Origin of the sequence: Streptomyces sp. NPDC057253, assembly GCF_042669125.1 — a bacterium.
Lineage (GTDB): Bacteria > Actinomycetota > Actinomycetes > Streptomycetales > Streptomycetaceae > Streptomyces.
Genome location: NZ_JBHUXV010000203.1, coordinates 1 through 10,344, shown reverse-complemented (window position 1 = coordinate 10,344; position 10,344 = coordinate 1). Strand labels below are relative to the sequence as shown.

The 10,344-nt window shown below is 70.8% G+C and carries 10 protein-coding genes; 7 read left to right on the top strand and 3 right to left on the bottom strand.

Features of this window, described 5'->3' with window-relative positions; translation table 11 throughout:
* Positions 1–11: 11 nt before the first annotated feature.
* Positions 12–2,129: a serine/threonine-protein kinase gene (locus ACFULQ_RS46605; protein ID WP_383557196.1), complete on the bottom strand. Its 2,118-nt coding sequence runs from the start codon at positions 2,127–2,129 to the stop codon at positions 12–14.
* Between the two features lie 181 nt (positions 2,130–2,310).
* Between ACFULQ_RS46605 and ACFULQ_RS46600 the strand changes: the two genes are divergently transcribed.
* From ACFULQ_RS46600 to ACFULQ_RS46585, 4 genes are all read left to right on the top strand, one after another.
* Complete coding sequence (locus ACFULQ_RS46600; protein ID WP_383557193.1) at positions 2,311–2,628, top strand: SH3 domain-containing protein; 318 nt, start codon at positions 2,311–2,313, stop codon at positions 2,626–2,628.
* A gap of 22 nt (positions 2,629–2,650) precedes the next feature.
* Positions 2,651–2,986, top strand: a complete 336-nt coding sequence (locus tag ACFULQ_RS46595) for an SH3 domain-containing protein (RefSeq protein ID WP_383557190.1) — start codon at positions 2,651–2,653, stop codon at positions 2,984–2,986.
* 59 nt (positions 2,987–3,045) lie between these two features.
* A complete protein-coding gene (locus ACFULQ_RS46590) occupies positions 3,046–3,555 on the top strand; it encodes an EamA/RhaT family transporter (protein ID WP_383557187.1) in 510 nt (169 codons plus the stop codon).
* Positions 3,556–3,753: 198 nt separating this feature from the next.
* Positions 3,754–4,530: a class I SAM-dependent methyltransferase gene (locus ACFULQ_RS46585; RefSeq protein WP_383557184.1), complete on the top strand. Its 777-nt coding sequence runs from the start codon at positions 3,754–3,756 to the stop codon at positions 4,528–4,530.
* Here ACFULQ_RS46585 and ACFULQ_RS46580 read toward each other — a convergent pair.
* The gene (locus ACFULQ_RS46580; RefSeq protein WP_383557181.1) at positions 4,497–5,945 is read right to left on the bottom strand and encodes a SulP family inorganic anion transporter; all 1,449 of its coding nucleotides are present in this window, start codon (positions 5,943–5,945) and stop codon (positions 4,497–4,499) included. The genes ACFULQ_RS46585 and ACFULQ_RS46580 overlap by 34 nt on opposite strands.
* A 243-nt stretch (positions 5,946–6,188) precedes the next feature.
* Between ACFULQ_RS46580 and ACFULQ_RS46575 the strand changes: the two genes are divergently transcribed.
* From ACFULQ_RS46575 to proC, 3 genes are all read left to right on the top strand, one after another.
* Complete coding sequence (locus ACFULQ_RS46575) at positions 6,189–7,031, top strand: ABC transporter ATP-binding protein (RefSeq protein WP_383557178.1); 843 nt, start codon at positions 6,189–6,191, stop codon at positions 7,029–7,031.
* Entirely contained in the window at positions 7,028–7,819 is a 792-nt protein-coding gene (locus ACFULQ_RS46570) for an ABC transporter permease (protein ID WP_383557175.1), read from the top strand. Before ACFULQ_RS46575 ends, ACFULQ_RS46570 begins: the two co-directional genes overlap by 4 nt.
* 86 nt (positions 7,820–7,905) lie before the next feature.
* A complete protein-coding gene (gene proC, locus ACFULQ_RS46565) occupies positions 7,906–8,718 on the top strand; it encodes a pyrroline-5-carboxylate reductase (protein WP_383557172.1) in 813 nt (270 codons plus the stop codon).
* Positions 8,719–8,786: 68 nt separating this feature from the next.
* On the opposite strand, the gene trpS is transcribed toward proC, so the two are convergent.
* Entirely contained in the window at positions 8,787–9,815 is a 1,029-nt protein-coding gene (gene trpS, locus ACFULQ_RS46560; RefSeq protein WP_383557170.1) for a tryptophan--tRNA ligase, read from the bottom strand.
* Positions 9,816–10,344 lie beyond the last annotated feature (529 nt).

Sequence of the window (10,344 nt, the reverse complement as noted above, 5' to 3'; positions counted from 1 at the left end):
GGACTACGGCGTCACCAGGCCGACGGGTCCCGGGCGTCCACGGCGAACACGGTGCCGTCGGGGGCGGTGGCGTAGACGTGGTGGTCGGCGAGGACGGGGTGGGGGAGCGCACCGGCGACCGTGCCCGAGTTCGAGCCGAGGCGTGCCGGGGTCTGCCCGACGAGCCGGCCGTTGGCGGCTTCAACGGCGAGCAGCCGTCCGTCAGCCGTGGTGAAGTACACGTGGCGGCCGTCGGTGACCGGTACGGAACCCCGGCTCACGGATGTCTCGAGATTCCAGAGGCGCTTGCCCGTCTCCGTGTCGACAGCGTCCAGCGCGCCGCTCGTCGCCAGCACGAAGACCGTGTTCCCGTGCACCGTGGCCTGGGCGTCGGACCGTGCCACCGGGAGCTTCACCCGGCGCGTGGACCTGGTCGCCGGGGTGTAGCGCACGACGGCGTCCGTGTCGCCGTACACCTCGTTCGTGGAGAGGAAGAAGACGGATCCGTCGTGCACGCCCACGGGTGTCACGTTTCCGCTGAGCCGCGCCTCCCAGCGCACGTCACCCGTGGCCGGGTCCACCGCGGTGACCTGTGTGGTCGAGGCATCGGCCGAGAGGTTCATGGCGTAGGCCAGCGGGTCACCGGGGAACGAGACGAAGGTCGGCAGGGGCTGACCCGGTATCCGATGGCTCCACCCGGTGTCGCCCGTAGCGGCGTCCACACCGGTGACCGTGCCGTCGAGGAGGGTCAGCAGGAGCGTTCCTCCCGCGAGCTGCATGCCGTGGTGCGCGGGCAGGGTGCGCCGCCAACGCGCCTTGCCCGAGGCGGGGTCGAGCGCTTCGAGGCGCCGCCCCTCGTCGACCATGGGCTGGACCAGACCGCCCACGACGGCCGGCGGTTCGCTCGGCTTCGACTCGAAGACGGAGTGCCGCCACAGCAGGGCGCCGTCAGCCGGATCCAGGGCGAAGACCACACCCGGCTGCGCACAGAGCAACTGCGTGGCACCGTACGAGCACTGCGCCGTACCCGTGCCCTTCGGCACCGGTTTCCTCGCCCAGCCGGCGAACGGGGAAGCGGTGGACGTGGGTTCGCCGCCGCTCTTGGCCACGGCGCCGGCACCGTCGCCGAGCCACTGGACGGAGGCGAGGACGCCGGCCAGGACGAGCCCCACCGCGATGGCGACCAGGGCCGCCTTTTTGGAGGGGCGTCTCCTGGTTCGTGCCGCCTGCTCCCTGGGCCTGGGTTCGGGCTCCGGCTCCGGCTCGCGCTCGGGTCGTTCCTCCGTGCGCTGCGCCGGTATGAACGCCTGCGTGTCGTACGAGGCCGCCACCGACCGCAGTTCCCGCATCAACTCGTCCGGCGTCGGCCGGTCCTCGGGCTCCTTGGCGAGACACCGCACGATGAGCGGCGCGAGATTCGCCGGTACGTCGCTCAGGTCCGGCTCGTCGTGCACGACCTGGTAGGCCACGACATACGGACTGTCGGAGTCGAACGGCCCCCGCCCGGTCGCCGCATGCACCATGACCGAACCCAGCGCGAAGATGTCCGCCGCGGGCCCGACCTCCCTCGGCCGCCGGAACTGCTCCGGCGCCATGAACGGTGGAGTCCCGATCAACTTCCCCGTCTCGGTCCGCAGTTCGCTGTCCTTTGGCCGAGAGATGCCGAAGTCGATGACCTTCGGCCCGTCCTCGGCGAGCAGCACGTTGCTGGGCTTGAGATCCCGGTGGACCACCCCGACCCGGTGGATGTCACGCAGCGCCTCGGCCAGCCCCGCCATCAGCCGCCGCAACTGGGCCGGTTCCATGGGGCCGTTCCGCTTCACCTCGTCGGAGAGCGTCGGACCGGGGATGAACAGCGTGGCCATCCAGGGCCGTTCGGCATCGGGATCGGCGTCGACGACGGAGGCGGTGAACGCCCCGCTCACCTTCCGCGCCGCGGCCACCTCCTGCCGAAAACGCCCCCTGAACTCGGGATCCCTGGCGAACTCGGCATGGACGATCTTCACCGCGAGCTTCATCCCCGAGGTGCTGCGCGCGACATGCACGACACCCATCCCGCCGGACCCCAGGCATGACTCCAGCCGGTAGTGACCGGCGTACTCGGGAAGTTCCGCTTCCGCGCCCGCTCCGGTGTTGCCCTGTGGCGCCATGGAACCACCCCCGTGCTGATGTTCGCGCGCGCGACGCACGGAGCCTAGTCGATGACTCGTACGGGACAGAGGCGGCTTGCTAGTGTCCGCGTGCGAGTTGCGTACATGTGTTTCATGGCGTGATTCAGGGGTATCAACGGGTCCCCATGGCAGTCATGGGGACCAACGGGGGAGGATCGTCATGTCTGTTGACCGCGTCGAAGAGACCGATGGCGTGGAGGCTGCCGAGGCCCGGACGGCCACGGCATCCGTTCGCTACTACTCGGTCGCACCCGGAGTCCGGCTCAACGTCCGCAGCGGCCCCGGCACGGGCTACAGCGTCGTGCGGGTGCTGCCCGAAGGCTCCAAGGTGCCGATCTACTGCCAGACCCCGGGCACGTCGGTGTCCGGCCCCTACGGCACGAGCAACATCTGGGACAACGTCAGCAACGGCCAGTACGTCTCCGACGCCTACGTACTCACCGGCAGCGACGGCTATGTGGCCGACCGCTGTTCCTGAGCCTCGCCCGGGGGGAATCCTCATGACAGCCCTGAAACGCAGATCCGTCACGCTGGCGGGCCTGGCCTGCGCCTTCCTCATGGTGGGCGCCGCCCACGCCGAGGCGGCCGTCCACTACTACGACACCGCGCCGGGACAGCGTCTGAACGTCCGCCGCGGTCCGGGAACGCAGTACAGCATCGTCCGGGTGCTTCCCGAGGGCGCGAAGGTGGCGATCTACTGCCAGACACCGGGCGAGACGGTGACCGGCTACTACGGCACGTCGAACATCTGGGACAACATCGCCAACGGCGAGTTCGTCTCGGACACCAATGTCCACACCGGCAGCGACGGCTACGTGGCCTCACGCTGCGGCTGACCTGACCCCCGAGGGAGCCCGCCCCCGTCCCGCACACCGCCCGGAGCCATAATCGTCCCGTGAGCGACGAATCCGGCACCCAGGACATCCCCGCGGGCTCCCCCGAGGGCGGCCCCCGCCCCGAGCCGATCCGTTTCTTCGGCACGACCTGGGTGGACCACGACCATGGCTACGCCCTCCGCCGCGTCGGCGTGGCCGTGGGCTCGCTCGCCGCCGCCGTCGCCTCCTGCCTGATCCTCCGCTTCGCCTACGAGGGTCTCCAGATCGCCGACACCGGCAGCTTCGTGACCGTCCTCGTCATCGCGATGTTCGCCATCTGCAGCGCGCTGGCCTTCCGCACCACCTGGGACGGCTTCGCCAACCGCCCCGACCCCGACCGCCAGGCCTCCCTCCGCGGCCTGCTCGCCATCGGGTTCGTGGGGTCCCTCCTCGCGTACTTCCTCCGCTCCCTCACCGAGGCGCCGGGCGAGAAACTGCACCGGCAGGAGTACGAGGCGGCCCTCCGCCGGCACGAGAAGCGGGGTGCCCGCCGCACCGGGAACCCGTCGAAGAAGAAGCGCCACCGCTGAAGGTGCCCGGGCACGCAGGAGCAGTCGGGCGGTCGCGTCCCCCCCGTCGCTGCTGGTCGCGCCTATGCGGCAGGGCCGCAGCAGAGCCGCGGCAGAGGCGCAGGAGACCCCAGGCCCGCACCCCTTCCCCCACCCGACCTCCCACCTCTCACCAGAAACTCACCCCCTCCTGACGCCCACCCCGGCCACCATGGCCTCATGACCGCTTCCTCCCACACCAGCCGGGCCCACTCCTTCAACGCCGCCGCAGCCCAGTACGCCGCCAACCGCCCCTCCTACCCACCCGCCCTCTTCGATGCGATCGAGGAACTCTCCGGCCGAACCCTCGCGGGCGCCCGGGTCGCGGACATCGGGGCCGGCACCGGGATAGCGACCGCGCTGCTGCACGCCCGTGGCGCCGAGGTCGTCGCGGTCGAACCCGGTGACGGCATGGCCGAGCAGTTCCGGCACCTCCACCCCGACCTGCCGATCGTCAGGGGCGACGGCAACGACCTCCCGCTGCGCACGGACTCCGTCGACTTCGTGACCTACGCCCAGTCCTGGCACTGGACCGACACCGCCCGCGCGGTCCCGGAAGCCGTACGGGTGCTGCGGCCGGGCGGCGCGCTGGTGCTGTGGTGGAACACCTACGCCCTCGACGTGCCGTGGATCGCCGGACAGGTCGGCCGGGTCGCCGAGCACTTCAGGGACTACGGCGCCAACCCGGCCGCCGAGGTGAACGGCGCCCCCTCCCGCTCCACCCTCGCCGACCCCAGCGGCCGGCTGGAGTTCGCCCACCGGGTGGTCCGCTGGAGCCGCCGCGTGCCCCTGGACACCCACCTCGCCAACATCGGCAGCCACTCGATCTTCCTGGTGGCCGGTGAGGAACACACGGGCGTCTTCCTCACCGAGGAGCGGCGGATCCTGCAGGAGGTCTTCCCGGACGGCACCGTGGAGGAGACCTACGACGTCGAACTGCTGGTCGCCGCCGCCTGACCGCGCGCGGCGGCCCACCCCTCCAGAGCCGCCGCGCACGCGTGGTCCACATGCCGGAGCCCACCCAACTCCAACCGCACCTCACGGTCCCGCGGCAAGGCCTCCAACTCGTCCAGCAGCTTCGGCAGCCGCAGGAACGTGGCATGCCCCAGCACCCGTACGACGATCCCCGCCTCCCCCCGGTCCTCGGTCTCCACATGCACATGGCTGATGTCCCACGCGGTCTTGGCCACGGCCAGCGCCAGCCCCACCAGCACGCCCTCGAAGAGGTTCCCGACGACGATCGCCCCCGCCGTCACCCCGAGCACCAGGACCTCGCCCCGATGCCCCCGCCACAGCACCCGCACCTCCCGCACCGGCACGAGCCTGCACCCGGCGTGCACCAGCAGCGCGGCCAGCGCCGCCACCGGGATCAGCCCGAGCAGCCCCGGCACCACGACGGTGAAGAGCAACAGCCACAGCCCGTGCAGCACCCGCGAGGCCTTCGTCCTGGCCCCCGCCTGCACTCCCCCAGAGGGGGGACCCCCAGCCGCACTGCGCACGATCACCGCCGTCATGGGCAACGCCCCCAGCAGCCCGCACACCGCGTTCCCCGCGCCCTGCGCCATCAACTCCCGGTCGTAGTCCGTCCGCCGACCCGCGTGCAGCCGGTCCACCGCCGCCGCGCTGAACAGCGACTCCGCCGACGCGATCAACGCGAACGCCACGACGGTCCCGATCACCCCCACTTCCGTCAGCCGCCCGAGATCCGCCGCCCGCGGCAGCCGTACGGCATCCACCAGCCCTTGCACCTCGACCCGCCGCACCGCCAGGTCGCCCACCCCGGTCACCACCGACGCCAGCGCGACCGCGACCAACGGCGCCGGCACCAGCCGAGCCCCCCGCCGCCATCGAGGCCACAGCAGCAGTACGGCCATGGTGACAGCCCCCACTGACAACGCTGGCGGATCCACCCGCCCGGGCAGCGCCACCAACCCGCCGAGCTTTTCCAGGCCGCCCGCCGGTGTCGTCACATCACCCAGCGCGTACACCTGCGTGGCGACCAGCACGAGCCCGATCCCGGCGAGCATCCCCTGCACGACCGCCATGGACACGGCCCGGAACCACCGCCCGAGCCTGAGCGCCCCGAGCCCGAGCTGCACCAGCCCGGCCCCGAGCACCAGCACTCCGAGCGCCTCCACGCCGTACCGGTGCACGGCCTCGTAGACCAGCACGGTCAGTCCCGCCGCCGGACCGCTCACCTGGAGGCTGCTGCCCGGCAGGGCGCCGGCTACCAGCCCGCCGACGATCCCGGTGACCAGCCCCAGTTCGGCCGGCACCCCGGAGGCGATGGCGATGCCCACGCACAGGGGCAGCGCCACGAGAAACACGACAAGAGAAGCGAACAGATCGGCCTTGCCTACGCGACAGCGCATGAGCGGAGCACCTCCGGTTGCGAAGCGAGCGGGAGATGCGTGGGCATGCCGCTCCGGGGGAGTGGGCGGCACTGAAATCCATTGTCGGTAAAGGCAGTTGATCGCGCAGCGGGTTGGCGCGCTGATCGGAGGGCTTTGGAGGCGCGCAACCGGATCATCGGCCTCCGATCACGCCACCACGCGCCTGCGCCGTCCCGCGCACCGAGCTTGACGCGATGCGGTGGCGGGAGCATTATTCATCGCATGATGAATAAAGTGCCCGACCCACCCGGCAACGCAGACACCGGCACGACAGCCGTCGGCACCGCAGCCACCAGCACCACCGACCAGGCCGTCCACGCCCGCGACCTCACCGTCGTCCGAGGCACCCGCACCGTCCTGCACCACCTCGCCTTCGATGTCCCCCGCGGCCAGATCACCGGCCTCCTCGGCCCCTCGGGCTGCGGTAAATCCACCCTGCTCCGCTCCATCGTCGGCACCCAGGCCAAGGTCACCGGCACCCTCGACGTCCTCGGCCGACCCGCGGGCCACCCCACCCTCCGCACCCGCATCGGCTACGTCACCCAGGCCCCCTCCGTCTACGACGACCTCACCGTCCGCCAGAACCTCGACTACTTCGCCGCGATCCTCAACCCCGGCCGCGCCGCCGCCGACCGCCGCCGCTCCGACGTCACCCAGGCCATCACCGACGTCGACCTCACCACCCACGCCGACTCCCTCGCCGGCAACCTCTCCGGAGGCCAGCGCAGCCGCGTCTCCCTCGCCGTCGCCCTCCTCGGCACCCCCGAACTCCTCGTCCTCGACGAACCCACCGTCGGCCTCGACCCCGTCCTGCGCCGCGACCTCTGGGAGCTCTTCCACGACATCGCCGCCCGCCGCGGCGCCACCCTCCTCATCTCCTCCCACGTCATGGACGAGGCCGAGCGCTGCCACCGCCTCCTCCTCATGCGCCAGGGCGAGATCCTCGCCGACGACACCCCCGAGGCCCTGCGCACCCGCACGCACTCCGACACGGTCGAGGCCGCCTTCCTCCACCTGGTCGACCAGGCCGTCCAGGCAAGCCGCACCAAGGAGCCCACGCGATGACCACGACCACCACACCCACGGCCGGCCCCGCGCCCGCCCCCACCAGCGCCCTCAGCCTCCCCCGCACCACCGCCACCGCCGCCCGGGTCCTGCGCCAACTCCGCCACGATCCACGCACCATCGCGATGCTGATCCTCATCCCCTGCGTGATGCTCCTCCTGCTGCGCTACGTCTTCGACGGCAGCCCACGCACCTTCGACGGCATCGGCGCCTCCCTCCTCGGGATCTTTCCGCTGATCACGATGTTCCTGGTCACCTCCATCGCCACCCTGCGCGAACGCACCTCCGGCACCCTCGAACGCCTCCTCGCCATGCCCCTCGGCAAAGGCGACCTCATCGCCGGCTACGCCCTCGCCTTCGGCACCCTCGCGATCATCCAGTCCGCCCTCGCGACCGGCCTCGCCGTCTGGTTCCTCGGACTCGACGTCATCGGCAGCCCCTGGCTCCTGCTGCTCGTCGCCCTCCTCGACGCCCTCCTCGGCACCGCCCTCGGCCTGTTCGTCTCGGCCTTCGCGGCCTCCGAGTTCCAGGCCGTCCAGTTCATGCCGGCCGTGATCTTCCCCCAGCTCCTCCTCTGCGGCCTGTTCACCCCGCGCGACAACATGCACCCCGTCCTGGAGGCCATCTCCGACGTCCTGCCCATGTCCTACGCCGTCGACGGCATGAACGAGGTCCTCAGGCACACCGACATGACGGCGACCTTCGTCCGGGACGCGCTGATCGTGGCCGGCTGCGCCCTGCTGGTCCTGGGCCTGGGTGCGGCGACCCTGAGGCGCAGGACTGCCTAGCCCCGACCGGAGTGACACTCGCCGGCCCACGTCCCGACCACCGGACAGCGACCCTGTCCCCCTCGACCCGGTGCCAGACTGACCGCATGAGCCAGAAAGTCGCAGTCCTCGGCACCGGCAAGATCGGCGAAGCCCTGCTCAGCGGAATGATCCGCGCCGGCTGGGCCCCGGCCGACCTCCTGGTCACCGCCCGCCGCCAGGAGCGGGCCGACGAACTCCGCACCCGCTACGGAGTCACCCCGGTCACCAACCCGGAAGCCGCCAAGACCGCCGACACCCTGATCCTCACGGTCAAACCGCAGGACATGGGCACCCTCCTCGACGAACTCGCCCCGCACGTCCCGGCCGACCGCCTGATCATCAGCGGCGCCGCCGGTATCCCCACCTCCTTCTTCGAGGAGCGCCTCGCCAGCGGCACCCCGGTCGTCCGCGTCATGACCAACACCCCCGCACTGGTCGACGAGGCGATGTCCGTCATCTCCGCCGGCACCCACGCCACCGCCGACCACCTCGCCCACACCGAGGAGATCTTCGGCGCCGTCGGCAAGACGCTCCGCGTCCCCGAGTCCCAGCAGGACGCCTGCACCGCCCTCTCCGGCTCCGGCCCGGCCTACTTCTTCTACCTGGTCGAAGCCATGACGGACGCCGGCATCCTGCTCGGCCTGCCCCGCGACAAGGCCCACGACCTGATCGTCCAGTCCGCCATCGGCGCCGCGACGATGCTCCGCGACAGCGGCGAGCACCCGGTGAAGCTCCGCGAGAACGTCACCTCCCCCGCGGGCACCACCATCAACGCCATCCGCGAACTCGAGAACCACGGCGTACGAGCCGCCCTCATCGCCGCCCTCGAAGCCGCCCGCGACCGCAGCCGCGAACTGGCCTCCGGCAACAACAACTGACCGACGCCCCCCAGTGCCGCCCCCCGCACAGTGGGGCGGCAACCAGGGACCGAACCCGGGCAGACCTGCTACCCGACGGCAGCACTCACCCCGATATCGCTCGCCGCCGGCAACAGCCCGATCGCGCGATAAGCGGCATCCACGGTCGGCCGCGCCATCGCCCGCGCCCTCTCCGCGCCATCCCGCAGCACCCCCTCCACATAGCCAGGATCCGCGCACAACTCCTTGTGCGTCTCCTGCACGGGCCTCAAGACCTCCACCACGGCCTCGGCGGTGTCCTTCTTCAAGGCGCCGTACGACTCATATACACCGCTCAGCTCCGATGGGTTCCCACCCGTGCAGGCCGCGAGGATCTCCAGCAGATTCGCCGGCCCCGGCCGGGCCTCCCGGTCGTACACGACGTCCCGCCCGCTGTCCGTCACGGCCCGCATGACCTTCTTCCGCACGACATCCGGCTCGTCGAGCAGATAGACGATGCCCGGCCCGGAGTCGTCGGACTTCCCCATCTTGGACAGCGGCTCCTGGAGGTTCATGACCCGCGCGCCCACCTTCGGCACGGTGGCCCGCGGCACCACGAACGTGTAGCCGTACCGCTGGTTGAACCGCACCGCCAGATCCCGCGTCAGCTCCACATGCTGAGCCTGGTCGTCCCCGACCGGCACCTCGTCGGCCCCGTACGCCAGGATGTCCGCCGCCATCAGCACGGGATAGGTCAGCAGCGACAGCCGCACGCTCCCGCCCCGCGCCCGCTCCCGGGCGGCCTTCTCCTTGTACTGGATCATCCGCCGCATCTCGCCGTCCGTGGCCACGCACTCCAGCACGTACGACAGCCGCGCATGCTCGTCGACATGGCTCTGGACGAAGACGGTGCACAGCTCGGGATCCAGCCCCGCCGCGAGCAACAGCGTCGCCGCCTGCCGACTCAGCCGACGCACCCGCGCCGGATCATGGTCGACGGTGAGGGCGTGCAGGTCGACGATGCAGAACAGCGACTCCGCCTGGTGCTGATCGACCGTGGCCCACTGCCGCATGGCTCCCAGGTAGTTCCCCAGCGTCAGGTGCCCCGTCGGCTTGATCCCGCTGAAGACCCGCGTCATCTCTCCACCTCCTGGTCGAGACCGCCGTCCCCGGCCGGCCGACCCTCGGGAGCTCTGGAGGGAGAAACGAGAACGGCCGCCGAGGCGGCGGCCGTTGAGTGCATACGTGCTTACGGCCGCCGTCAGGCGGCCCACCACTGCTGGGTGCACGTACACGTAGTCATGCGTGTCAGAGTACGCCTGCGGGCCCGGTTCCGTACCTGAGTTGACACTCCCCGGCCCGGTACGTAGTGTTCTCCGAGTTGTCCGACGTGAGCGCCGACCCTGGTCGGTCCCCGGACAACCATTCCGCAAGTACCAGCCAACTAACGACGACAGTCGCTCTGTCTGCCGTCGCTGTATTGGCGCGCGTATTCGCGAAATGAGGAATCCGCGTTCGAAAGGACGCAGGCCCCCGATTAGCTCGGGAGCCGGGAATCCGCTAAAGTCTCACTCGTCGGAACGGCCCAACAGCCGGGAAGACAAGCCCCGCTGACCGGGGATCAGGCCCGAAAGGATCTGATAGAGTCGGAACCGCCGGAAAGGGAAA

Coding starts and splice junctions, on each gene's coding strand:
- ACFULQ_RS46605 (WP_383557196.1), bottom strand. CDS start 2,129: ATGGCGCCACAGGGCAACACCGGAGCGGGCGCGGAAGCGGAACTTCCC.
- ACFULQ_RS46600 (WP_383557193.1), top strand. CDS start 2,311: ATGTCTGTTGACCGCGTCGAAGAGACCGATGGCGTGGAGGCTGCCGAG.
- ACFULQ_RS46595 (WP_383557190.1), top strand. CDS start 2,651: ATGACAGCCCTGAAACGCAGATCCGTCACGCTGGCGGGCCTGGCCTGC.
- ACFULQ_RS46585 (WP_383557184.1), top strand. CDS start 3,754: ATGACCGCTTCCTCCCACACCAGCCGGGCCCACTCCTTCAACGCCGCC.
- ACFULQ_RS46580 (WP_383557181.1), bottom strand. CDS start 5,945: ATGCGCTGTCGCGTAGGCAAGGCCGATCTGTTCGCTTCTCTTGTCGTG.
- ACFULQ_RS46575 (WP_383557178.1), top strand. CDS start 6,189: ATGATGAATAAAGTGCCCGACCCACCCGGCAACGCAGACACCGGCACG.
- ACFULQ_RS46570 (WP_383557175.1), top strand. CDS start 7,028: ATGACCACGACCACCACACCCACGGCCGGCCCCGCGCCCGCCCCCACC.
- proC (WP_383557172.1), top strand. CDS start 7,906: ATGAGCCAGAAAGTCGCAGTCCTCGGCACCGGCAAGATCGGCGAAGCC.
- trpS (WP_383557170.1), bottom strand. CDS start 9,815: ATGACGCGGGTCTTCAGCGGGATCAAGCCGACGGGGCACCTGACGCTG.